Raw genomic sequence first — 24,095 nt, forward strand, 5'->3', positions numbered from 1 at the left:
GTAAGCTATGTGCTGCTTTCGGACTTTTTGTATCTGTTAGAACTCGTTGTTATTCCTTGTTTTTTCCTTATCGGTTTTTCTCCATCAAATAAATTTACTTTTAACAAACTTTCTGGTAACAATTGTATTTAAGTAACAACTATATTTATCGCGATTAAAACCCGCACATTTAACAAAAAAAAATCATGAGCAGTAACATTGATAAGAATGAGTTCCGGAAATATGCTGTTAAGCACCACCGCATTAACAGCATTTATGTAGATAAATTTATTTCACGGGTTGACGCAAGCCAGATCCCGACAGGCATGACGCCCTATATTATTGAGGAACGTCAGCTTAACGTTGCGCAGATGGACGTGTTTTCACGTTTAATGATGGACCGTATCATTTTCCTGGGTGATGCGATTTATGAAAATATTGCAAACATTATTCAGGCTCAATTGCTTTTCCTTCAATCGGCTGATGCAAAACGCGATATCCAGATTTATATCAATTCACCTGGTGGTTCAGTTTATGCAGGTTTGGGAATTTACGATACGATGCAATTTATCTCAAATGATGTAGCTACAATTTGTACAGGTATGGCAGCTTCAATGGGCGCCGTATTGTTATGCGCCGGTGCTGCAGGTAAAAGAGCTGCGCTACCGCACGCAAGGGTGATGATTCATCAACCCTCAGGCGGTGCCCAGGGCCAGCAGTCTGATATTGAAATTACCTATCACGAGATTACCAAATTGAAGAAAGAATTGTACCAGATCATTGCTGACCATAGCGGTACATCTTATGAGAAAGTTTGGGATGCGTCAGATCGTGACCATTGGATGATAGCTGAAGAAGCTAAAGAATTTGGTATGGTAGATGAAATTTTAAGGGGAAATAACCCGAAGAAATAAGTGATTAGCGTTCAGAGACTGGACACCAGTGGTTTTTTAGAAAAAACTGGTCTCCAATCTCTGATTAACTAATTCCGACTTTTTTAATTAAATTTGAATAAGAAAAGTAAACCAGATGAATAAAAACAGCAAGGAGATCAGGTGTTCGTTTTGTGGTGCAGGTAAACAGGACTCCCTGATGCTGATAGCAGGTTTGGATGCGCATATCTGTGATAAATGTGTTAACCAGGCAAATGAGATCCTGGCCGAAGAGTTAAAAGTACGCAAGGTAAAAACGTCGCCTGCAGCCCCTTCAGTTTTAAAACCAGCCGAAATAAAAAGTCACCTTGATCAGTATGTTATTGGCCAGGATGATGCGAAAAAGATATTAGCTGTCGCTGTTTATAACCACTATAAGCGTTTAAATCAGCGCGTAGAAAAAGATGATGTGGAGATTGAAAAATCAAACATTATAATGGTAGGCGAAACCGGAACCGGCAAAACTCTGCTTGCAAAAACACTTGCCAAGATCTTGAATGTCCCCTTTTGTATTTGCGATGCAACCGTATTAACCGAAGCCGGTTATGTAGGTGAGGACGTTGAAAGTATCCTTACGCGTTTACTACAATCGGCCGATTATGACGTGGCAACTGCCGAACGCGGTATAGTTTACATTGATGAGGTTGATAAGATTGCTCGTAAAAGCGACAATGCGTCAATAACACGGGATGTATCCGGCGAAGGCGTACAGCAGGCCCTGCTTAAAATATTGGAAGGTACAAATGTTAACGTGCCGCCACAGGGCGGACGTAAACACCCCGATCAAAAAATGATCACCGTTAATACGAACAATATCCTCTTTATATGCGGCGGCGCATTTGATGGGATCGACCGGAAGATAGCTAATCGTTTACGCACCCAAACAGTGGGCTATAAAATGAAACGGGACGATAACGAGATAGATCTTAAAAACCTTTATAAGTATATAACCCCGCAGGATTTAAAGTCATTTGGGCTTATACCCGAATTAATTGGCCGTTTACCGGTGCTTACTTATTTAAATCCGTTAGACCGCGAGGCATTACATAATATTTTAACCGAGCCAAAAAATTCATTGTTGAAACAGTATAAAAAATTATTTGAGTACGAAGGGGTTAAGCTTGAATTTGATACCGAAGTGCTTGATTTTATTGTGGATAAGGCAGTGGAGTTTAAGTTGGGTGCACGTGGGCTGCGGTCAATATGTGAGGCGATAATGATCGACGCCATGTTTGAGTTTCCGTCTAAAAAAGACATAAAACGATTGAACGTAACGCTTGATTATGCGCATGAGAAATTTGAAAAAGCCGATTTAAAAAAATTAAAAGTGGCTTAACAATAAGCATACAACGTGTACTTATATTTAAGACAATAAACAAACCCTGGCTTGCGCCGGGGTTTGTTGTATAATAAAAGATGTACTAAACCATTTAAATAACCCCGGTAAGGCCCGTGATAAGAGTTACGAGTTTGCCCAAGGTGTTAAAAGAAGTTTAAGATGATGTGTAAATAAAATTGAACAGTATGAACGAAGAACTAGATGTTAAGAAGGATCAACAGCCATTAAAAGCCGGAAAAAAAGTAAAAGAAGTATTTACCCCTATTACCCCCGGACTAAAAACCAAAGAGGGAATTGTTACCAACTGGCTGCCACGATATACGGGTAGGCCTTTGGCTGATTTTGGGCAGTATATTATTCTGACCAACTTTTCCAAATACATTCAGCTATTTTCGCAATGGAACGATAACGCCCAGATCTTAGGGCTGGACAAGCCTATGCAAAGCGTAACTGCTAATGGCATAACGATTATAAATTTTGGCATGGGAAGCTCTGTTGCAGCCACGATAATGGACTTGCTGACTGCGATAAAACCTAAAGCTGTTATTTTTTTAGGAAAATGTGGTGGTTTAAAAAAGAAAAATAACGTAGGGGATTTGATTTTACCTATAGCGGCTATAAGGGGCGAAGGGACTTCAAACGACTACTTACCCGCGGAGGTGCCGGCGTTACCCGCATTTGCCTTGCAGAAAGCAATTTCGACCACTATACGTGATTATGGCCGCGATTATTTTACCGGCACCTGTTATACCACCAACCGCCGCGTTTGGGAGCATGACAAGGAGTTTAAAAAATATTTAAAGAAATTGAGAGCAATGGCGGTTGATATGGAAACAGCTACTGTGTTTACAACGGGTTTTGCCAACAAAATCCCCACCGGCGCATTGTTGCTGGTGTCTGATCAGCCAATGATCCCTGAAGGGGTTAAAACCGCTGAAAGCGACTCGAGTGTGACAGAGCAATTTGTTGAAACACACCTGCATATAGGCATTGAGTCGTTAAAGCAATTAATAAATAACGGTTTAACGGTTAAGCACTTGATCTTCTAAGTGGATCAGATGAGCGGCTGACGATATAAAAATAAGTGACCGGGATTTCTGAAATTGAACAAAATATATCATTTAAGAAAGCTAATTTTGAGCCTGAACCAGTTTGTATAGTAAACTAGTAGACTTTTAAATTATGTGGTACAATAATATATTAGAGACCGTTGGCAACACGCCAATGGTTAGATTGAATAAAGTAACCAAAGACATCCCGGGAACTATTCTGGCTAAAATTGAAACTACCAATCCCGGTAATTCAATTAAAGACAGGATGGCGCTCAAGATGATTGAAGACGCTGAAAAAAGCGGTAAACTTAAACCGGGCGGAACTATCATTGAAGGAACATCCGGTAATACGGGGATGGGGCTTGCAATAGCTGCCGTTATAAAAGGGTACAAATGCATTTTCACAAGTACGGATAAACAGTCAAAAGAAAAATTTGATGCCTTGCGTGCTTTTGGTGCAGAAGTAATCGTTTGCCCTACCAATGTTGACCCGGAAGATTCCCGCTCTTATTACTCCGTTTCATCACGCCTGGAGCGCGAGGTGCCAAATTCATGGAAGCCAAATCAATATGATAATTTATCAAATTCGCAGGCGCATTATGAGTCAACGGGGCCGGAAATCTGGGAGCAAACTGAAGGAAAGATCACCCATCTGGTGGCTGGAGTGGGCACTGGGGGGACCATCTCGGGTATTGCAAGGTATTTAAAGGAGAAAAACCCGGCTATCCAGGTATTGGGGATTGATACTTATGGTTCCGTATTTAAAAAATACAAGGAAACGGGCATTATGGATAAGAATGAAATCTACCCGTATATTACAGAAGGTATCGGTGAAGACTTTTTACCAAAAAACGTGGATTTTAACCTGATTGATCATTTTGAAAAAGTAACAGATAAGGATGCCGCTTTAATGACCCGTGAAATTGCACGTAAGGAGGGTATATTTGCAGGCAACTCTACAGGATCGGCCATAGCAGGTGTCCTGCAAATGAAAGACCGCTTTAAAGAAAGTGATGTTGTGGTGGTTATATTCCCTGATCACGGAACCCGGTACCTTGGTAAAATGTATAATGAGGACTGGCTGCGCGACCGCGGATTTCTAAAAGACGGTAAATTAACAGCACGGGATATTATCCAAAAAAAGGATAACCAGCAAATAGTTACCATTGATTGCGAAAAATCTGTACTGGAAGCTATCAATACTATAAAATCACTTAATATTTCGCAAATTCCTGTCACTCAAAAAGGTATGGTGATTGGTAAAATTACGGAGAGTGATATTTTAAATTCGCTGATTGAAAACCCTTCCATTAAGTCTCAGCCTATAAAAAACATCACTACAAGTCCTTTCCCGTTTGTCGATCTGAATACTTCGATAGACAAGATCTCGGCCATGATCAATAAAGATAATATTGCTGTATTGGTCGAAGATAACGGGCAGATAGAGATCATTACCCAATACGATATTATCAATGCTATATCTGGCTAGTCTGTAATAATACAGGCCACAGAAAAAGATGTTTTGCCAAAGCAAAACATCTTTTTACATTTAAATCAATCTTTATATCACCCCCGCAATCCATAAATAAAATCGCCTTACAATTTCAATAGATAACTTATCAGTTATGCAATAATTATCCTGATGTCATTTTTGCGATTGTTTGTTGAAAACGTATTTCAGAAAAATAGCTTTTAGTATTTTAGTGTTTTAATTTAACATTTTATTAATGTTTTATTAATAATGGCGCTTTCCACAGAAGAACCTTATCACTACTTGCCGGTCAGGATAGCCCGTGTATGCATATATGATATTTAAGATGGTAACCTTTCGACTTGATGAATATAAGACGCTTTTTTTCAGGATATTTTTAGGATACCTGTTTTATTTTATCAGCAGGGTTTTGTTTTTCTCGTTCAATACCAATCTCTTTGCTGTAGATAGCTTTGCTAAATTAGCAAGGCTCTATTATTACGGCATAGCCTTCGATACCACCGCTTTGTTGTACATTAATAGCTTGTTTATTATACTAAGCATTCTGCCACTAACCGTCAATACGAGGCCCGGGTATCAAAAGGGGTTGGCAATACTATATTTTGTTACCAATTTCCTGGCTTTAGCAACCAACTTTGTTGATATCATTTATTATCGTTTTAGCCAGGTCCGGTCAACCAAAGCGACACTTGATTTACTTTCTGACGAGACTAACAAAAAAGCGCTATTTGAACATTTTACCTGGACATACTGGTATGTAATTTTTCTGTTTATACTGTGCTGTCTCGCCTGGGGATGGTTGTATTATCGTGTAAAAGTTAAACACGTTCCGGTAAAAAGTTTAAGAGTTTACTATTCATCTTCTATAGTTGCCGTACTGGTTATACTTGCTTTGATGATTGGAGGTGTACGAGGCGACTTTAGGCACAGTACGAGGCCAATTAATATGGTTGACGCTTACAAACATGTAACGATCCCAAACCAGGGCGATATTATCCTCAATACCCCGTTCGCAATTTTCAGAACGCTTAAAAGCAATAATTTTAAAGCAGAACACTGGACAACAGAAAATTATATCAATACAAATATTAAGCCTTTAAAACAGTATAACGGTACTCCTGGAGGCCGCCCTAATATTGTTATAATCATATTGGAGAGCATGGCAAGGGAGTATTGGGGCAGCATGAACAGAAATACAGTTATCCCCAATTTTAAGTCGTACACGCCTTTCCTGGATTCTTTGTCTGATAGTAGTTTAATATTTACAAATGCTTATGCAAACGGGCGTCAATCAATCCATGCTATGTCCTCTGTTTTGGCGGGCATTCCATCTTTCCAGGCTGCGTTCACATCGTCGCCCTATGCCAAGCAAAAAATTCAGTCTATCGTGTCTATTTGCGATAGCATGGGGTATCAAACCTCATTTTTTCATGGAGCTGCCAATGGTTCTATGGGTTTCCAGGGATTTGCAAGCATTTTAGGTTTTAAAAATTACTATGGCAGAACAGAATATAACAACGAATCGGATTTTGACGGGATGTGGGGGATTTGGGACGAGCCATTTTTGAAGTTTATGGGTAAAACGTTAGGAGCCCAAAGACAGCCATTTATGGCAACTATGTTTACCCTGTCCTCTCACGATCCTTTTCAAATTCCTGATAAGTATAAATCCCGGTTTAAAGGGGGGCCGCTCGCTATTGACAAGTGTGTGCAATACGCAGATAACGCTTTGAGGTGTTTTTTTAACTATGCGAAAACCCAGCCGTGGTTCAGCAATACGATTTTTGTCATCACGGCCGACCATACCAGCCAAACATATTATCCCGAATACAGTAAGGCTATCAATCGTTTTGCTGATCCTATCTTGTTTTACAGTGCCAATAAAGCTTACGGGTTAAGAGGGGTAAGAACAGATCTCGCTTCTCAACTGGACATATATCCATCGCTGGTTGACCTGGCGGGCTATCATAAACCTTTCAGATCATGGGGCAGGAGCCTGATTTCTAATTTGCCAGATGAAACGCCAAGGGTAATTAATTCTCCCGGTAACTTGTACCAGTTTATGCAGGGAAATTATATTTATTTATTTGATAGGAAAAGGATTACCGGGATATTTAATATTGCTGATAAAGCCCTTGAAAAAAACCTGGTGGAAGATGGATTTAACCCTGAAATGAATAAAGGTATGATGGATTGTAAGGCACTTATACAGGACTATATGAACAGGATTGTAAACAATAAGTTGAACCCTTAGATATTTTAACCGAATGATAGGATCACTCCATCCTTTTTTTTGCTAATTCCTTTTTATACCTGTCGTTTAAGCCTGGTCCTGGATGAATAATAAGGAAGATTCCTGTTCCCTTTTCCACAGCCAGCGGGTTTTTAACCTCGCCAAATTTTTGATAGGCTTCCACGGAAGATTTAAACGATTCGATATTTTTCCCACCGCGGTCATCAACATAAATAATATACTGTCCATTCAGGTTATCAGGTGCCCACAAGGTAAAGCTACTGTTGAGCGAAATTACTTCGGGTAAATTATACTGTTTGCCAAAATGATGTATTGCCCCGGCTTCTCCGTAGTTATCGGCAAAAATTTGAGTGTGTTTTTGCTGCTCTGGCGTTAAGGTATTCCAAACTTTAGCTACGCCGGCCGTCATCTCATCCCAGCCAAACATATCGGCATAATCTTGCGTGGTAGCGTGTTGTTTATGGTCTTCCCAGGTTGTGGCAAAACTTAAAAAATGGAGGCTTTTGTGAGCGAAGTTAAATACGGACAGCGTTTGGTTTAAGGATAAAACAGGCAACACCAAAGGGAATAGCAAAAGGTTTGGAACGGTGAAAACTGCAATTACCAAACCGCGCAAAGCATAACCGCTGGTTTTTAACCAACGCTCAAAACCAAAACCACCGGCCGCAAACAGTATAGGGTAGGCGCCGAATAAGTAGTAGTTTTTACCATTCATTATTAATAAAAAGGCAAATATTAAAACAAATGCCACTGCAAGGAATTGGAATTTATGGAGCCTGAATGAAAACAGCAGGAATACAAAGCCGGTTAGCCACACAAACAGCGCAACCCCGTTTACCAATAGCTGCTGCGTAATAAAGTCAGATGGTTTAATGAAATCGAGTTGTTCCTCCCGCAAAGTTTTCATGTGGGTGATCACGGGTAAGTGATGCTGAAACTGCCAGATTAAATTAGGTGAAAAAATAAATAATGCTAAAATTGCAGCGCCAATAATATGCCTGTTTAGCAATAGCTTACGGTTTTTGCTGAATACCAGGCCGATAATTAAGGCAAACGTAAAAAAGGCCATGGTGTATTTAGTTAACAAACCTAAACCTACCACAGCACCAAGAAAATACAAATATTTAACAGATGATGTGTTGCAGTACTTTGTAAGTAGCCAAACCGTCATTACCCACCATAGCTGGTCAAAAACTACCGGTTGAAAAAGGTATCCGCTGGCGGCGAATGCCGGCGAAAAGATCATGGCGAGGCATGCGAGCGCTATGGCAAATTTGCGGCCGCCCAGTTCAACCGTTATTAAACCTGTAAACCAAATGATAAACCCGCTGCCGATAGTAGGGAAAATGCGGGCAGCAAAAACCGAGTCGCCAAATAATAAAGAACTTGCTTTGGCCACTAAAGCTATAAATGGTGGAACTTCTTTGTATCCCCAGTCCAAATGATCTGCCAATACAAGGTGCAGGAGTTCGTCGCGGTGAAAACCGAAGTGCGATATCGCCAGTAAATTTAATCCAACTTTAACAGCAACAAAGATCAGTATAAAAGTAGCATATGTTGATCTCCGGTTTTGGTAGGGCATAATTTATACTGGTTTGGATAAAGATAGAAATTTATAGTAAAAGGTGAAAGGTAAAGGGTGAATGGTAAAAATAAAAGGCAAGAGGAGGGTACCTTTTGCCTTTAATCTTTCGCCTTTTACTTTATATCAGATTCTCTTAATATTAGCCCCCAGGGCGATAAGGCGCTTATCAATATGCTGATAGCCGCGCTCAATTTGCTCGATATTGTAAATAGTTGATTTGCCTTGTGCCGATAAGGCGGCTATCAGCAGAGACACACCTGCGCGAATATCAGGCGAAGTCATGGAGATGCCGCGCAGTTGTACCTGTTTGTCAAGGCCAATTACTGTTGCGCGGTGCGGGTCGCATAAAATGATCTGTGCGCCCATGTCCAGTAATTTATCTACAAAGAAAAGGCGACTTTCAAACATTTTTTGGTGGATCAGCACGGATCCCTTAGCCTGAATCGCTACAACCAGGCAAATACTTAGCAAATCCGGAGTGAAGCCTGGCCATGGTGAATCGGCGATGGTCATTATAGAGCCATCGATAAACGTCTCTATTTCATAATGTTTTTGTGCCGGAATATAAATATCATCACCTCTAAGTTCAAGCTTGATACCCAAACGCCTGAAAACATCAGGAATCATCCCCAACTCCTGGTAATGTACATTTTTAATCGTTATTTCCGACTCTGTCATAGCCGCCAGCCCGATAAAGGAACCTATTTCTATCATGTCGGGCAACAAGCGGTGTTCTGTGCCGCCAAGTTCCGTTACGCCTTCAATGGTCAACAGGTTAGATCCTATTCCGCTTATTTTGGCACCCATACGTGAAAGCATTTTGCATAATTGCTGCAAATATGGTTCGCACGCTGCGTTGTATATAGTGGTGGTGCCTTTTGCCAAAACGGCTGCCATAACAATATTAGCGGTCCCGGTTACCGACGCTTCGTCTAACAAGATATAAGTACCTTTCAGGTTGGATGCGTCTACGTTGAAGAAACCGTTGGAGGGATCGTAGTCAAAACGGGCCCCCAGTTTTTCAAAGCCCAAGAAATGCGTGTCCAGGCGCCGGCGGCCAATTTTATCGCCTCCGGGTTTAGGTATTGATGCTTTTCCAAACCTCGCCAAAAGTGGCCCCACGATCATGATAGAGCCACGAAGGCTGCCCCCTTTTTCTTTAAAGGCATCAGACAGGAAGAAATCCTGGTCAATATTTTTAGCCTCGAAGCTATAGGTGTCAGGAGCCAACTTTTCAACTTGCACCCCCATATCGCCAAGCAATTCTATCAGCTTGTTAACATCTTTAATATCGGGAATATTGCTGACGGTTATTTTTTCGCTGGTTAGAAGTACAGCCGAAAGGATTTGCAGAGCCTCATTCTTTGCACCCTGTGGTGTTATTTCGCCCTTTAATGGTGTGCCGCCAATTATTTCAAATGCGTTAGTCATGGTATATAATAGTTGATAGTCAGTAGTTCATGCTTAGCTGCACAAAGTAGCTGGTCATGAATACAAAATTACTTCTATTATTCACGAACCGAAACCATGAACCACGAACTAATTAATATTTTTTAGGGCCGTTATTACGGTTGCGGTTTTGATTGTTGCTGTTGCGCGGATTATTATTCTGATTATTGGTACGCCCGCGGTTGTTCTGGTTATTGGTACGCCCGCGATTGGTATTGGTGCTGCTGCTGTTCTGCGGGTTTGCCCTGTATTCAACCCTGTTAAGGTTAATGTTTTCTTCCAACTTAAGCTGCCCGCCGGATAAATTATAAAGATCGTTCAAAATACTTTCGTCAGTAACTGAATCTTTGTTCCATTGCACATACGCCATTTTCATGAAATTGGCAACCGCCTGTACCATATGGCGCTTGCGATCCGGGTCCTCAATACTTTTTGCTTTTTCAATCATAAGCTCAATGGTTTTACCGTAGTGCTTATATTTTATACGTTGATGCGGGTATTTAAGCGGCTCGGGCTTCAAGTGAATAGCCTCAGGCGATGGTTTCGGATAAGGCGAATCTACATCAATCTGAAAATCGGAGATGATGTGCAGGTGATCCCACAGTTTATGTTTAAAATCAGCAACATCACGCAGGTGTGGGTTTAAAAACCCCATCAGGTCAATAACCACCTGCGCGTAGCGGTTGCGTTCTTCTTTAGTCGGCAGTGCAACAATGTATTTTACCATGTTTTGCACGTTACGGCCGTATTCAGACAGGATCAGTTTGTTCCTGGTTGAGTTATAATCAAATTGTTGGGGCATAGTTTATTAAGCCAAGTAATTAATGTTATGAAGATCTTAAAATTAGCGCAGACATTTTTCCCTGATTTGAGTGGGAATTAGTGGCTAAAGTTGAATTTTTATAATGTAGAAACACAAATATAATGCAATTGTTCGGAAATGCAAATTTGTTATGAATTGAAAAAAGGTTTAAAGGGTTGTAAATAAATATTACAACCCTTTAAACTACACCGACAACTCTGCGAAATATTTGTGAAATAAAGGAATTGTTTCAATCCCTTTGTAATAATTAAAGATGTCGTACTTTTCGTTGGGTGAATGTAATGCGTCGCTGTCAAGGCCAAAGCCCATCAATACGGTTTTGATGCCCAGCTCCGCTTCAAACAAAGCAACAATAGGAATACTACCGCCGCCCCGGGTTGGGATTGGATCTTTTCCAAATGACTCTTTTATCGCTTTTTGGGCTGCTTTATAAGCTATGCTATCAGTTGGAGTAACAACAGGTTCTCCGCCATGGTGAGGGGTAACTTTAACCTTAACTGATGCAGGGGCTATCTTTTCAAAATGGTCTGTGAATAGTTTTGTTATCTCGTCTGAAACCTGGTTGGGCACCAATCTCATAGAGATTTTTGCAAATGCTTTTGATGGCAGCACAGTTTTGGCGCCCTCGCCAATATAGCCACCCCAAATTCCATTTACTTCAAGCGTAGGACGGGTTCCTGTGCGTTCAAGTGTACTGTAACCTTTTTCGCCCCACAGTTCCTCAACTTCCAAGTCCTTTTTATATTCTGTTTCGCTGTAAGGCGCTTCGTTTATTGCATTACGCTCTGCATTTGTTAACTCAATTACCTTATCATAAAAGCCGGGAATAGCGACATGGTTATTTTCATCATGTAAGGATGCAATCATTTTAGCCAGGATAGTTGCCGGGTTAGCTACTGCGCCCCCGTACACACCCGAATGCAGATCGCGATTTGGGCCGGTTACTTCAACTTCCAGGTATGAAAGCCCTCTTAAACCAGTTTCAAGCGACGGGTTTTCCATGCTGATCATAGAAGTATCAGAAATCAACACCACATCGGCCTTTAACCTGTTTTTATTCTGTTTTACAAATATGCCCAGGTTATTTGAACCAACTTCTTCTTCACCCTCTATCATAAATTTGATATTGCAGGGCAGGGTATTGGTTTGAATCATTAATTCAAACGCCTTAACGTGCATATAAAATTGCCCTTTGTCATCGCAGGCACCCCTGGCGTAAATTTTGCCATCGCGAACTGTAGGTTCAAATGGAGGAGTTTTCCAAAGCTCAAGTGGATCTGGAGGCTGCACATCGTAATGACCGTACACTAATACAGTTGGTTTTGATGAATCAATTATTTTTTCGCCATATACAATGGGATAACCCGCAGTTTGACAAACTTCAACATGGTCAGCCCCTGACTCTCGCAGTTTGTCAGCCACAAATTCAGCTGTTTTTAATACTTCGGGTTTATATTTAGGATCGGCACTTACGGATGGGAAACGCAGGAGTGCGAATAATTCTTCTAATAAGCGCTCTTTGTTCTGCTCAACATACTCTTTTATAAGCTGCATAATTATTAATTTGAAGCAAATATAAGATTTGTTAGATGAGAAAGAATAAGAGGGAAGGGTTAGGATTAAAATTCGCTTATCCTCAGGTACTAACTACGGAAAATTATACAAGAATTCGGTACATAACAAAAAAAGTCACATGCTTAACTGAAAAATTCTCTCAGTTGAGCATATGACGCAATAATATTAGAAAACAACAACTACAGTGTGTTATCGTTCAGGTCGCCTGTACCAACAGTTCTTTTGTCGTTCAGGTCACCGGTACCAACAGTTCTTTTGTCGTTCAGGTCACCAGTACCAACAGTTCTTTTGTCGTTCAGGTCACCAGTACCAACAGTTCTTTTGTCGTTCAGGTCACCAGTACCAACAGTTCTTTTGTCGTTCAGGTCACCAGTACCAACAGTTCTTTTGTCGTTCAGGTCACCAGTACCAACAGTTCTTTTGTCGTTCAGGTCACCAGTACCAACAGTTCTTTTGTCGTTCAGATCACCAGTACCAACAGTTCTTTTGTCGTTCAGGTCGCCGGTACCAACAGTTCTTTTGTCATTCAGGTCACCGGTACCAACAGTTCTTTTGTCGGCAAATGATGTTGCTGAATTATCGTTTAAAGTTTGGGCGGAAGTTGAGAGCGCTACCGAACTTAAAACGATCACTGCACAGAATAATAATTTTTTCATGTTGAGTGTTAATGATTTACTTTTTAATTCTTTGTTAAATAATTATTGATAATTTATCGAAGAAAAAAGTTTCGTCATTAACAGCACCTGTCTGAATCTTTTTTTAGTTGATTGCGTATAATGCCCCAAAAGCGTTTTACTATCATTGCGTCATCCAGCTTAACGCAACGATAACAGCAGATAGTGATATTCCACACTGTAAAAGGCGCAACTAAAATAAGATAAGTATAAAATATACCGGTTGTTAGACAGGATTGTTTAACTTACTTATACCAAGCGTGTTACGTACGATTGTAAAGCTATTGCAGATGTGATTTGACCAATAAAATTGCACAAATCGGGCGTTGGAACGCTAACAAAAACTAAAATCAACTAACTTACTTGGGTGTTCAATAATTTATCAGTAACAAATCTAAATATTTTTTTTCGTATAAACAAAATAAAATATCTATTAAATAAATAACATTCTGTAGTATTGTTATCACAAGCTATAACTTTTTACGCATTTAAACGTAATAGAAGATTAATGAAAAAAGCCTTAATACTCATATTGTTTTTATCACTTGCAATTTGTGCTTCAACAAAAGGGTATGGCCAGGATACCAGCATGGTTATAAAGCTCAATAAACTTGGGTTTGATAATCGCATGAACAATCCCGACCAAACCGTAGCCAATGCCAGTAAGGCAATGGCTATTGCGCAGAAATTGGATTATAAAGCAGGAATTGGCGAATCGTACCGGGTGATAGGTATAGGGTATTATTATTTAAACCAGCGGGTAAAAGCAATTGATAATTTTTTAAATGCGATTGACTGTTTCCAAAAGATCAATGACCTGCGCAGCGTAGGTAAGGTTAATAATAACATCGGTAATCTCTACATTGATAATGATTATGACTTATCATTGGAGTATTTTCAAAAAGCGCTTGCCATAGCTCAAAAGGTTTCAGATAAAAAACTTATAGCTACTGCCTATTTGAATATTGGGAATGTTTATTACAGGAAAAATAAATTCAACCTGGCCTTAATGTACTACGATAAAAGTAATGTGCTTTATGCCGCTTTGAAAGACACTGTGAACCAAATACAGTGTTTGCAAAACAAAGGTGTAATGTACTTTAATCTTCATCAGTACGACCGGGCCGAAAGACTACTTTTAGAAGCTAATAAAGCAGCAAAAAAGATGGACCTGATTGTTACAGTTGCCAGTATCGATCTCACTTTTGCCGATTTGTATATTTCTCAAAAGAAATTTGCACAGGCGGAGAAGACAATTGACGAAGGTGTAGCGTTTGCACGGATGGTAAAGAACGATGTCATAGAGTCTGACTTTAAATATACAAGCTATCAAATGGAGCTTAGGCGTAAAAATTACGAAGCGGCATTACACTATCTGCAGGATATTAGTAAAAATGATAGTGTTGTATATAAAAAGAACTCTACCACGCAATTGAATGTAAAGCTTGAGCAAATTAAACAACAGGCCAGGCAAAAGGAAAATGAATTTTTGCTCGAACGACAGCAATATGATAGGGTGAAATTCTGGGGTGTGGCTATTGTAGCTGGCTTGCTTATGGTATTAGTGGGTCTGTTGGTAAGTAACGTTAAACGTAAAGCAAAAACGAACGATCAGCTTACAAATCTTAATGCAGAAGTTTCAAGACAAAAAGATAATCTCGACAGAATTAACCACCACCTCGAAGAAATAATTGATGAGAGAACAAAGGACCTCCAAATAAAAAATAAGAAACTTTCTGAATATTCATCGTACCTGTCACACCAGATCCGTGGTCCTATTGCTACACTCAAAGGGTTAATGAATCTTGAAAAAGAAGGCTTGGTTGACCAGCCAGAGTGTATTAAAATGATGAATAAATGTGTGGGCGAAATCGACAATAAAATAATTGAGATGAGTGATATGTTACATGATCCGGTAAAAACCAGTCTGTAAATCGTCATATAGTTTTGCCATTTAGTAACCATTCCGCGTTTTAAAAACTGGCGTCCGGAAAAGCTGCAGCCGCAGAAAGGGCGTCAAGATTTAACCACCCTTAACATAATACCCTACTCTTTTTTACATCCGAATCTTACTGCCCTGTTTTACCTATGTATTTCAAAAGTGTATGGGCTATTAATGGCTGCACAGCGGGAGATTGTAAAAGGTTCAGATTGAAATTTCTTTACCTAACCGACTAACAGCACCTATGAAATAAATTAAAAGTGTTTACAGAGTTAACTTATTTACTTAATTTGGGGTCGTAAATACAGATTAAGTAAATCCTGTTTGCCAACCACCAATTATAAAAAGTAGTTAAATAATATGAAGACCCCATCAATGCCAGGCAATAAGCCAATTTTTAGTTTTTTAAAGGGACAAGCAATATTGCTGTTACTTATTTTATCAACAATTAAGGTTTCAGCAAACCGTGTGGAACCGTCCAAAGATCCGGATGTTATAGGAAGGTGGGATCTTACGCTTGATAAAGGAGGTAAAAGCTTGCCTTCATGGCTGGAAGTGCAAAAATCAGGGACTCATACACTGATAGGCCGTTTTGTTTATGCTTTCGGAAGTGCCCGTCCTATCTCAGAGGTAAAAGTTAATGATGGTAAGTATAGTTTTTCTATTCCTGTACAATGGGAAGAAGGAACCCGAAACATGGATTTTCAATTTGAGGTAAGCGGTGATAATATAAAAGGCTCAATGATTTATACTGATGGCGTTAGTTATAACTTTACAGGTGTGCGCGCTCCTGCACTGATCAGAGCTAAAAAGCCTGTTTGGGGCACGCCCGTTAAGTTGTTTAATGGTAAAAATGTGAAGGGCTGGCATACCGACGGTACCAATCAATGGATAGCACAAGGTGGTATTTTGAGGAGTCCACATTCAGGTGCCAACCTTATAACCGATAGAAACTTTACCGATTTTAAACTTCATATTGAGTTTAGGTATCCTCAAGGCAGTAACAGCGGTGTTTACCTTAGGGGGCGATATGAGACCCAGATAATTGATACCAAAAGCGGCGACCCGGAACCTATAAATAACCAGTTTAGCTCAATTTATGGTTTTCTGCCGCCAAATAAGATGATGGCGAAAAATCCGGGTGAGTGGCAGTCATACGATATTACGCTGGTTGGCAGAATGGTAACCCTCGTTGCCAACGGAAAAACGGTTATCTGTGACCAGGTGATCCCTGGTATTACCGGAGGAGCAATAAACAGCAAGGAAGGCGAGCCTGGTCCGATTTTAATCCAGGGAGACCATGGGCCTATTGATTATAGGAACATTGTGATAACCCCGGCAAAATAAGGAAAAATGATGTTTGTTTTCCAGTGTGTATAAGCGCGCCGGATAATAAAAAACAAAGCCTGGTACCAACGTATCGGGCTTTGTTAATATTTGTGCCAGCTGCAACGGAAACTGGCTTTAATAAATAACAGGGCCGCCCTCATCAGCTGATAAAAGAATCGACATTCAGTTGGAACTAACGCTCTGAACCTTATTGATAATTTGGGAAAATATCCGGGAATAGCGCTTACTGTTTTCGCTGCGCCTTTTCCCAGATTGCACTTTGCTTTTTAGTGAAATACCTGATTATGCCCATTAATACAGCATAATTCATTACGCAGAAATAGTAAGGTACAAATAACGCTTTTATTCTGATCTGTCGTTTTTCCATGATAAAACCAAGGAAAGCCAGCATGTAAAAAAATATTTGCGCCGCGAAAAATAAAGTGTAAAACAGTTCGCCGCCCTTAATAGCCAAAATGCCATTTAATATAAACACCAGGATAAGCAAAAAGGGGGTAACCGTCCATCGAAGCACCCGATGACTTATATATTGAAATGATAGGACAGGGTATTTAATAGGATTGAACAGGTTCAGCAACCGCAAGATGGACTGGATACCGCCCGCAGCAATCCTAATCTTTCTTTTCAACTCTTCCAATACATTTTCTGATGCGGTTTCAATGGCATAAGCTTCAGGTTCGTAAACAATACGGTAGCCTTGTGAAGCGATGAGCATAGAGATCATAAAATCGTCAAGTACAGTATCTGCCGGTACGTCCTGGTAAAGAGAGCGCCTAACGCTGAATAATTCTCCTGCCGCACCTACAACGGTATATAACTCTGAATCCCATTTTTTTAATGCCGATTCGTATTTCCAGTAAAAGCCTTCGCCGGCTGCGCTGGCATCGGCATTTTCATTCATTTGAACGCGCTTTTCGCCCGCTACGCAGCCTACCGTTTTATCAGCGTAATGCCTGCATATTTTTATAAGAGCATCTGGATTTAAAAACGTGTTCGCGTCTGTAAATACCGCTATCTCTGTATCAATATATTCCATTGCCCTGTGTACTGCGGCAATTTTACCGGCACGTTCCGGCTGGTGCAGCAGCTGAATCTGCGGATAGCCGCTTATGATTTCGGGCGTTTTATCAGAGGAACCGTCTGTAATAAAAAGCAGTTTTAACTTGCCATCCGGGTAGTTTAATGCCAGGCAATTAGCTATTTTATCCGTTATAAAAAGCTCTTCATTAAATGCTGCTACAACCAATGTACAGCCCGGTAGCAGATTATTATCTACCGCAGGTATCGCTGGCCGTCCTTTTAAAGCCCTTTTTATTTTAATTAAAAAATAAAGTAAAATGCCATAACCTGCAAAGGTGTAAAAAACAATAAAAAAGCTTATCCAGAGAATGATTTTCATGAGATGGATTTAATAGGATATCCTAAGTTATTACTGTTTTTGCTATGGGTAAAGTTCCACCAGACAGCTTTTAGCAGCATAGGTATAAAACTATAGTTCTTATCCTTTACGTATGCCAATAAATTTCGGGGTACTACCAATAAAATAAAGTAAACGTAAAACACCACTGTTTTAAACAAAGGAGCATTCCGCCTGATGAAAAGCATACGGTTGCGGTTCATAAAGTATTCTTTCAACTTGCTTTTTTTGCCGACTGAAACGGACTCTTTATGATAAATAAGTGCTTCTGTACATACCCAGGCCTCATATCCTGTACGTTTTATATGCTCGCACCAGTCAACTTCCTCGTAGTACAAAAAGAAGTTTTCACTCATTAATCCAGCTTTATTAATGGCGTCCTTTCTTATCATCATAGCAGCACCGTGGCAATAGGCTGTTGGAGAAATGATGTTATTGTACTGTCCGTTATCTTTTTCGCGCAGCCCAATACAGCTATTGCGGCAGGTGTAATAATTCATGGGGGTGTAGCCGGCATACTGGATGAGGGTTTTGTCGGCAAAGTATTTGATCAATGGAGAAATAATGCCGATGGCTGGATTTGACTCCATTACATTGACCAACGTTTCAATTAAGCCGGCAGTAAATTCGGTATCATTGTTAACCAGGAAAAGATAGTCTCCGGTTGCTGCTTTTATTCCCAGGTTATTACCCCCGGCAAAGCCTAGGTTCTCTTCTGAGCGGATGAACTTTACATACGGGAAATTGGCCTGCCAGTTGTTTACGGAAACTGTTTTACTGCCATTATCAACTACAATAATTTCAAGATTCTTATAATCACTGGGAATAGACCACAACAATTCTTCCGTAATTTTAGGCTGGTTAAAGTTTACTGTGATTATGGATACAGTTTTCATCAGGGTGATTTTTTCTCGTTTTTGGGCGCCATAAACTGATGAAATATCTAATCACAGCCGCTCATTGGTCTATATCCTGGTTCGCAGAAAGGTTATTGTTTCGATACCCTGTCGAGGCATTGTTGTAATACAACGGCAAATTCTTTGTCGTTAGGTGGTGCAAATATGGTATTATGTTCCCCGGGTATGTCATGCACATTTACGCCTTTAAGCGCGAATTTCTTCCACCCCATAAACTCGTAATCGTCCATATAGAAAGTTCGTTTTTTAGCCCTGAATAAATCAACAGTAATATTCAGAGGCTTCTGAAAATAGTTGCGTTTGGCTTTTGCGCTGGCCTCATCAATTTCGTTATCGTAAGCAAAAAAGCCCTGTTGTTTTTCAGTTTTGCCCCGTAATTTCCAAAATGCCCTGATTATTCGTCGTTTAATCAGTTCGTTCTTATATTCAAACGTTCGTTTGGGGTCTTCGGCCAGTAAGGCAAAACTGTTAAACAATTTCATGAAAAATAGTCTTGTCCTGTTAAATGTCCTTTTTACCGGTGGGTCAAATATGTCGGTTTGCTTGGCATAAGTATCAAATACAGCAAGCATTTTAACTTCTTTCCCCATAGTCATCAGCTGGTTTGCCATTTCGTAGGCTATGGTTCCACCAAGCGAGTATCCTGCCAAAGCATAAGGTCCTTCAGGATTTTGTGCTATAATTTCGGATATATAGTTAGCCGCGATATCTTCCATCACGTCAAGGGGCTCATCTACACCGTTGAGCCCACGAGCCTGCAGGCCGTAAACAGGTTGTTCGTCATCCATGTTCATAGCCAGGGCATTGAACAATAAAACATTTAGTCCGGCACCGTGAACAATATAGATTGGCATTTTTGAGCCTTTGGGCTTTATTGGCACCAGGGAATCCCATGTAATTGATTTTGAATCAGCATCAAGCACTATTGAAAGTTTTTCGATAGTTGAGTGTTCAAAAAGGGTGGCAAGTGGCAGCCGCTTACCCGTCAGTTTTTCAATACGGGCCATAATTTGAACTGCAACCAGTGAACGGCCGCCCAGTTCAAAAAAATTATCGGTTACGCTTATTTTTTCAATCCCCATCAATTCCTGCCAAACCTCTGCAATCTGTTTTTCTATTTCGGTACGCGGGGCAAGATAATCGCCGGTACGGGCCACTACATTGTAATCGGGTTTAGGCAGCGCCTTTCGATCAATTTTCCCGTTAGGGGTAATTGGAATCGCGTCCATCAAAACAAAGTCGTCAGGCACCATATATTCCGGTAAAACGGCAAGTAGTGCCTGTTGCCATTTATTGATATGGGTTTTAAAATCAGCATTTTCATTGGCTTCCTTTAAAACAACGTAACCCACCAGGCGCGGGTCGCCGGCGGTGTCTTCCCTGGCAATAACAACGGCTTGCTTTACATCAGGCTCCTTAGCCAGGGCGTGTTCAATTTCTTCCAGTTCAATTCTGTAACCCCTAACTTTAACCTGGTGATCCATCCTGCCAAGGCAAATGATGTCGCCGTTCTCGCTATATTTTCCTAAATCGCCGGTGCGGTACATCTTGCTGCCCGATGTTGCGGAGAACGGATCGTCTATAAACCGCTCGGCACTAAGTTCGGCACGGTTAAGGTAACCTGCTGCCACGCCATCGCCGCCGATAATTAATTCACCTATTGAACCATCGGTGAGGTTGTTTAGGTTTTCGTCTACAATATAGACCTGGGTATTAGCAATAGGTTTCCCTATAGTAATTTCTTCATCGCTTTCAATATGCTTAATTGTGGACCAGATTGTGGTTTCGGTAGGACCGTACATGTTCCACAATTGGGCGGTACGCGAGGTGAGTTTGCTAACAAGGTCTTTTGGAAGAGCTTCGCCGCCGCAAAGTATCTTTAACGGTAACTTTTTTTCCCAGCCAGCCTCAAGCATCATCCGCCAGGTATAAGGTGTGGCCTGCATAAATGTAATGCCATCATTTTTTACTATATCAAATAATATGCGGCCATCCTTAGCTGTATTTGAATCAGTAAGTGTTATTTCTGCACCCGAGATTAATGGGAGATATAGTTCCAGCCCAGCGATATCAAATGAGATAGTAGTGACAGCCAATATTTTGTCGACGGCAGTCATTCCCGGCGCTTTCTGCATGCTCAGTAAAAAGTTCACCAGGTTAAAGTGTCTTATTTGTACACCTTTAGGCTTGCCTGTTGATCCTGAAGTGTACAGTACATAAGCCAGGTCTTTGCCTTTAACTTCAATGGTGGGCTCTTCGGCTGTATAATCGGTGAATTTTTCAAACGCATCTTCTATCAATATTTCTGTGGCGTTGGAAATAAAGTGGCTATGATATTTTTTTGAGGTTAGTAATATTTTGGCCGATGAGTCCTCCAGCATAAATTCTACCCGGTCTTTCGGGTATTCAGGATCAAGAGGGATATATGCAGCACCTGATTTTAATATAGCAAGCAGGGAAATGATCATTTCCGGTGAACGGTCAAGCGCCAGCCCAACGATATCCCCGGTTTTGATGTTATTATCGATAAGTATCTTAGCCAGCTTATTAGAACTTTCATAGAGTTCCTTATAAGTAAAGCTGCTGTGGTTAAATTTAACCGCCACCTTACCCGGATATTTTTTTGCGCATTCGTTAATGAAAAAAGGAAGTGCCTTTTCCACGGGGTACGCAACAAACGTATCGTTCAAATTATTTATATTATTGAAATGGGTAGGGGTAGTCATTTTTACAGTTTGTTTCGGCTTAGCCAGTGCGCCTTTTATAATAATTAAAATTTAAATATATAATAATACTTCCTGGTATGATAATCTTTTCAAGGTGAACTCTCTATTTTGCGCCGTGAGTGTGCGGTGTATGTATAAATTTTTTATTTGCACCTTTTAGTTTAAATAATAACAGCAGCATAGCAAAAAATATTGCCGGGATCCTGATCAGGGCCCCGAAAAAATCCTTATTGTAAAAGTTAACCGGTATGGCTATTAAAATACCCGCATAGCAACAAATAGTGGCAGCCAGCCATAAATGCCAGTCAGGGCCAATCCCGGGTAATGCTAATGACACCAACAGCATACATGGCATTAACCCGAGCATTAATACTCTTGGCAAAATAGATAGTTGATATACTTCGTTTAAATAATCAAACTTGCCTTTGAACAAGGCTGAAAAGCCGCTGCTGCCATATTTTTTTAGTAAATTAAACTGAGCCGAAAGCCATCTGCGGCGTTGTTTTTTAAATACCTCCTTGTTGCTTACTTTTTCATCATATATCAGTGCGTAATCGGCGTAAGCAACACTTATATTGTCATTTGTTAACAGCAAGCCCATTTCTTTGTCAAACCCCCCCACAGCGTCAATCCGTTTCATAACTTCTGTAAATAGTTTATATTCCAGTGCCATTCCTGACCCTATTATTGCTGCGGAAAGATTAAAAACCCGTTGTGATTTCCGAAAGATGTGGTTGTTTACCTCTTCACTTATTGCATCTAATACAGCGACTGATGTATTGGTGTTTTTTGCCACCCTGTGTCCCTGTATAACCCGGTTTCCCGCTTGTAAATAGTTATTCATCTGATACAGAAAATCTGGCGCTGCAATATTATCAATGTCAAAAACTATTGCTGCATCAAAACCATCAACTGTGTTTTGAATGGCCTTATTCAGCGCTTTAGATTTTGTGCTGCTTTCAAAAACAACCTCTAAAACCTGTAAGGGCATCTTTTTTAACTGAGCTATGGTTTCGGGCTTTAATGAATCAGCAATTACACATATATGGAAACGGTCTTTCGGGTAATCCAATGTTAAAGCATTTGCGGCAGAATTTAATATGATCTCGTCTTCTTTGTAAGAGCATATATAAATCACAAATTTAGCAAGCGTTGAGCTTTGTGACGGTACTTTTACTTTTATGAGCTTGCCCGCCACTGAAAAAATAAACAAATAAAGGCTATATATACCCAGGTAGCCAAATAGTACACTTGTTATAACAGCCGCAATAAATTTGATGATCTCCATGTGTTATGGTGTTATACGTAAGTTCTTTGTTAAACGATTAATTTTATTTGAACTTTATTAAGTTTATGACGAAGAACCGTTTTTTATATCGAAATTTATTTTCAAAAGATCTTTTATTTCGCTTATCCGATGCTCCCATGTATTATCCGCCGCTACTTCAAGTCTTCTTTTCTGCAGTTCAGGAGTATCGTTCAATGCTACAGCTATTGCATCAGAAAACTCTTCTGCACTGGTGCAATAGGGTACTGTTTCAAATGTAAAATCTTTTAGGTCGGGGTTAAAATCAGTGGCTACTATCGGCCGTCCTGACCCCAGGTATTCAAAAAGCTTTAAAGGAAATATATCGCTGCTTACCTCATCTTTTTTAAATGGTATGATAGCAACATCAAACCCTTTTAATACAGCAGGCATCTCTTCATACGGAACAGGCCCGGGGAGGTATAGATTAGGTGCGTTATATTCCTCTTCCTTTATGTAATACCTGTCTATCGGCCCAATCATTACAAAACTTTTATCACGGTTCGTCTTAAAAAGTGCTTGCATCATATCGTAGTCTATCCTGCGCTCAATGGCTCCAAAATAGCCTATAATTGGCTTTTTTATGCCCGATAAAATTGCCGATTCTTTTAAATTGGGGTCGAGCGTTTTTAAACTATGGCTTATGTTTGCCGCATTTGGTATAAAATAGGAATTGGGGTTTAGCAAGGCTTTTTTATTGCGCAGCTCTTTACTTGTGCATATTACCATGTCAACCGCCTTAACCAATATGTCTTCAGAGATTAAACCGTGTTTGGTTTGATATGGTTCAATTATAGGATCTACGCAGTGATAAACACTCAAGCTGGGGTTTAAAAGCTTATGAAGCGTCGGTAGCGTAAAATTATATGAATTTATGTAAATGTAATCTGTAATATTTAAGCTTTCGATAACCTTCTTTATCCTCGATCCAACAATCCATTCATTAACTTTCAGGGCCAGCCGGTAAACCTTACCTTCGGGTAGCATATTAATTGATGGGACAGGAGGGGAGATGATGATTTTTAAATTGGGGATCTCGGTTTCAATGATACTGTTGGATGACGAAAAAAAATGCGGCCGCCTTGTGTTAAATTCAGGTGTGTCCTTAAATTTGATATAGTCAAACCAGGTATATGGCCTGTCAACGTAATAAACAAAGTTGTCTTTTGCAAGGTGTTTGGCCATGGTATAATTGGTCGATTCCAATTTGCCGTCAAACTGCATCTGCGAGAAAATGATGATATTTTGATTCTTGAGGCTCATGTAAAATAACAGGGGTATTT

The 24,095-nt window shown here is 40.2% G+C and carries 17 protein-coding genes; 7 read left to right on the forward strand and 10 right to left on the reverse strand.

Annotation, left to right across the window (positions count from 1 at the left end):
* Nucleotides 1-185 precede the first annotated feature (185 nt).
* The 5 genes from clpP (at nucleotide 186) to MuYL_RS09115 (ending at nucleotide 7,048) form a co-directional block, all read left to right on the forward strand.
* The gene (gene clpP, locus MuYL_RS09095) at nucleotides 186-893 is read left to right on the forward strand and encodes an ATP-dependent Clp endopeptidase proteolytic subunit ClpP (RefSeq protein WP_094570259.1); all 708 of its coding nucleotides are present in this window, start codon (nucleotides 186-188) and stop codon (nucleotides 891-893) included.
* Nucleotides 894-1,008: 115 nt separating this feature from the next.
* Complete coding sequence (gene clpX, locus MuYL_RS09100; protein ID WP_094570260.1) at nucleotides 1,009-2,247, forward strand: ATP-dependent Clp protease ATP-binding subunit ClpX; 1,239 nt, start codon at nucleotides 1,009-1,011, stop codon at nucleotides 2,245-2,247.
* A 188-nt stretch (nucleotides 2,248-2,435) separates the two neighbouring features.
* Nucleotides 2,436-3,299 carry an AMP nucleosidase gene (locus MuYL_RS09105; protein ID WP_094570261.1) on the forward strand — a complete coding sequence of 288 codons (864 nt, stop codon included), beginning with the start codon at nucleotides 2,436-2,438 and terminating at the stop codon, nucleotides 3,297-3,299.
* Nucleotides 3,300-3,432: 133 nt separating this feature from the next.
* Entirely contained in the window at nucleotides 3,433-4,791 is a 1,359-nt protein-coding gene (locus MuYL_RS09110; RefSeq protein ID WP_094570262.1) for a pyridoxal-phosphate dependent enzyme, read from the forward strand.
* A 328-nt stretch (nucleotides 4,792-5,119) separates the two neighbouring features.
* On the forward strand, nucleotides 5,120-7,048 hold the full coding sequence (locus tag MuYL_RS09115; protein ID WP_094570263.1) for an LTA synthase family protein: 1,929 nt from the start codon (nucleotides 5,120-5,122) through the stop codon (nucleotides 7,046-7,048).
* A 22-nt stretch (nucleotides 7,049-7,070) separates the two neighbouring features.
* Here the strand turns inward: MuYL_RS09115 and MuYL_RS09120 are convergent, their stop codons facing one another.
* The 5 genes from MuYL_RS09120 to MuYL_RS09140 form a co-directional block, all read right to left on the reverse strand.
* On the reverse strand, nucleotides 7,071-8,630 hold the full coding sequence (locus tag MuYL_RS09120) for a glycosyltransferase family 39 protein (protein WP_094570264.1): 1,560 nt from the start codon (nucleotides 8,628-8,630) through the stop codon (nucleotides 7,071-7,073).
* 126 nt (nucleotides 8,631-8,756) lie between these two features.
* Nucleotides 8,757-10,064, reverse strand: a complete 1,308-nt coding sequence (murA, locus tag MuYL_RS09125) for a UDP-N-acetylglucosamine 1-carboxyvinyltransferase (protein WP_094570265.1) — start codon at nucleotides 10,062-10,064, stop codon at nucleotides 8,757-8,759.
* A 112-nt stretch (nucleotides 10,065-10,176) separates the two neighbouring features.
* Entirely contained in the window at nucleotides 10,177-10,884 is a 708-nt protein-coding gene (locus MuYL_RS09130) for a DUF4290 domain-containing protein (protein ID WP_094570266.1), read from the reverse strand.
* A gap of 204 nt (nucleotides 10,885-11,088) precedes the next feature.
* Nucleotides 11,089-12,459 carry a dipeptidase gene (locus MuYL_RS09135; RefSeq protein ID WP_094570267.1) on the reverse strand — a complete coding sequence of 457 codons (1,371 nt, stop codon included), beginning with the start codon at nucleotides 12,457-12,459 and terminating at the stop codon, nucleotides 11,089-11,091.
* A 200-nt stretch (nucleotides 12,460-12,659) separates the two neighbouring features.
* Complete coding sequence (locus MuYL_RS09140; protein ID WP_094570268.1) at nucleotides 12,660-13,136, reverse strand: hypothetical protein; 477 nt, start codon at nucleotides 13,134-13,136, stop codon at nucleotides 12,660-12,662.
* A 526-nt stretch (nucleotides 13,137-13,662) separates the two neighbouring features.
* Between MuYL_RS09140 and MuYL_RS09145 the strand changes: the two genes are divergently transcribed.
* Nucleotides 13,663-15,087: a tetratricopeptide repeat protein gene (locus MuYL_RS09145; protein WP_094570269.1), complete on the forward strand. Its 1,425-nt coding sequence runs from the start codon at nucleotides 13,663-13,665 to the stop codon at nucleotides 15,085-15,087.
* Between the two features lie 369 nt (nucleotides 15,088-15,456).
* Complete coding sequence (locus MuYL_RS09150) at nucleotides 15,457-16,443, forward strand: 3-keto-disaccharide hydrolase (protein ID WP_245845817.1); 987 nt, start codon at nucleotides 15,457-15,459, stop codon at nucleotides 16,441-16,443.
* Nucleotides 16,444-16,669: 226 nt separating this feature from the next.
* Here the strand turns inward: MuYL_RS09150 and MuYL_RS09155 are convergent, their stop codons facing one another.
* The 5 genes from MuYL_RS09155 to MuYL_RS09175 all read right to left on the reverse strand — a co-directional run bounded on the left by MuYL_RS09155 (nucleotide 16,670) and on the right by MuYL_RS09175 (nucleotide 24,075).
* Nucleotides 16,670-17,845 (reverse strand): glycosyltransferase family 2 protein, encoded by a 1,176-nt coding sequence (locus MuYL_RS09155; protein WP_094570270.1) that lies wholly within the window; start codon nucleotides 17,843-17,845, stop codon nucleotides 16,670-16,672.
* The gene (locus MuYL_RS09160; RefSeq protein ID WP_094570271.1) at nucleotides 17,842-18,759 is read right to left on the reverse strand and encodes a glycosyltransferase family 2 protein; all 918 of its coding nucleotides are present in this window, start codon (nucleotides 18,757-18,759) and stop codon (nucleotides 17,842-17,844) included. The genes MuYL_RS09155 and MuYL_RS09160 overlap by 4 nt, the downstream gene beginning before the upstream one ends.
* Nucleotides 18,760-18,851: 92 nt before the next feature.
* The gene (locus MuYL_RS09165; protein WP_094570272.1) at nucleotides 18,852-21,506 is read right to left on the reverse strand and encodes a non-ribosomal peptide synthetase; all 2,655 of its coding nucleotides are present in this window, start codon (nucleotides 21,504-21,506) and stop codon (nucleotides 18,852-18,854) included.
* Between the two features lie 103 nt (nucleotides 21,507-21,609).
* Nucleotides 21,610-22,794, reverse strand: a complete 1,185-nt coding sequence (locus MuYL_RS09170; RefSeq protein WP_094570273.1) for a glycosyltransferase — start codon at nucleotides 22,792-22,794, stop codon at nucleotides 21,610-21,612.
* A gap of 63 nt (nucleotides 22,795-22,857) precedes the next feature.
* Nucleotides 22,858-24,075: a glycosyltransferase gene (locus MuYL_RS09175; protein ID WP_094570274.1), complete on the reverse strand. Its 1,218-nt coding sequence runs from the start codon at nucleotides 24,073-24,075 to the stop codon at nucleotides 22,858-22,860.
* Nucleotides 24,076-24,095 lie beyond the last annotated feature (20 nt).

It is taken from the genome of Mucilaginibacter xinganensis (assembly GCF_002257585.1).
In the GTDB taxonomy this organism is placed as follows: Bacteria; Bacteroidota; Bacteroidia; order Sphingobacteriales; family Sphingobacteriaceae; genus Mucilaginibacter; species Mucilaginibacter xinganensis.

What these genes read in the sequence shown, in the direction of transcription:
- clpP (WP_094570259.1), top strand. Translation starts at nt 186, where the DNA reads ATGAGCAGTAACATTGATAAGAATGAGTTCCGGAAATATGCTGTTAAG.
- clpX (WP_094570260.1), top strand. Translation starts at nt 1,009, where the DNA reads ATGAATAAAAACAGCAAGGAGATCAGGTGTTCGTTTTGTGGTGCAGGT.
- MuYL_RS09105 (WP_094570261.1), top strand. Translation starts at nt 2,436, where the DNA reads ATGAACGAAGAACTAGATGTTAAGAAGGATCAACAGCCATTAAAAGCC.
- MuYL_RS09110 (WP_094570262.1), top strand. Translation starts at nt 3,433, where the DNA reads ATGTGGTACAATAATATATTAGAGACCGTTGGCAACACGCCAATGGTT.
- MuYL_RS09115 (WP_094570263.1), top strand. Translation starts at nt 5,120, where the DNA reads ATGGTAACCTTTCGACTTGATGAATATAAGACGCTTTTTTTCAGGATA.
- MuYL_RS09120 (WP_094570264.1), bottom strand. Translation starts at nt 8,630, where the DNA reads ATGCCCTACCAAAACCGGAGATCAACATATGCTACTTTTATACTGATC.
- murA (WP_094570265.1), bottom strand. Translation starts at nt 10,064, where the DNA reads ATGACTAACGCATTTGAAATAATTGGCGGCACACCATTAAAGGGCGAA.
- MuYL_RS09130 (WP_094570266.1), bottom strand. Translation starts at nt 10,884, where the DNA reads ATGCCCCAACAATTTGATTATAACTCAACCAGGAACAAACTGATCCTG.
- MuYL_RS09135 (WP_094570267.1), bottom strand. Translation starts at nt 12,459, where the DNA reads ATGCAGCTTATAAAAGAGTATGTTGAGCAGAACAAAGAGCGCTTATTA.
- MuYL_RS09140 (WP_094570268.1), bottom strand. Translation starts at nt 13,136, where the DNA reads ATGAAAAAATTATTATTCTGTGCAGTGATCGTTTTAAGTTCGGTAGCG.
- MuYL_RS09145 (WP_094570269.1), top strand. Translation starts at nt 13,663, where the DNA reads ATGAAAAAAGCCTTAATACTCATATTGTTTTTATCACTTGCAATTTGT.
- MuYL_RS09150 (WP_245845817.1), top strand. Translation starts at nt 15,457, where the DNA reads ATGAAGACCCCATCAATGCCAGGCAATAAGCCAATTTTTAGTTTTTTA.
- MuYL_RS09155 (WP_094570270.1), bottom strand. Translation starts at nt 17,845, where the DNA reads ATGAAAATCATTCTCTGGATAAGCTTTTTTATTGTTTTTTACACCTTT.
- MuYL_RS09160 (WP_094570271.1), bottom strand. Translation starts at nt 18,759, where the DNA reads ATGAAAACTGTATCCATAATCACAGTAAACTTTAACCAGCCTAAAATT.
- MuYL_RS09165 (WP_094570272.1), bottom strand. Translation starts at nt 21,506, where the DNA reads ATGACTACCCCTACCCATTTCAATAATATAAATAATTTGAACGATACG.
- MuYL_RS09170 (WP_094570273.1), bottom strand. Translation starts at nt 22,794, where the DNA reads ATGGAGATCATCAAATTTATTGCGGCTGTTATAACAAGTGTACTATTT.
- MuYL_RS09175 (WP_094570274.1), bottom strand. Translation starts at nt 24,075, where the DNA reads ATGAGCCTCAAGAATCAAAATATCATCATTTTCTCGCAGATGCAGTTT.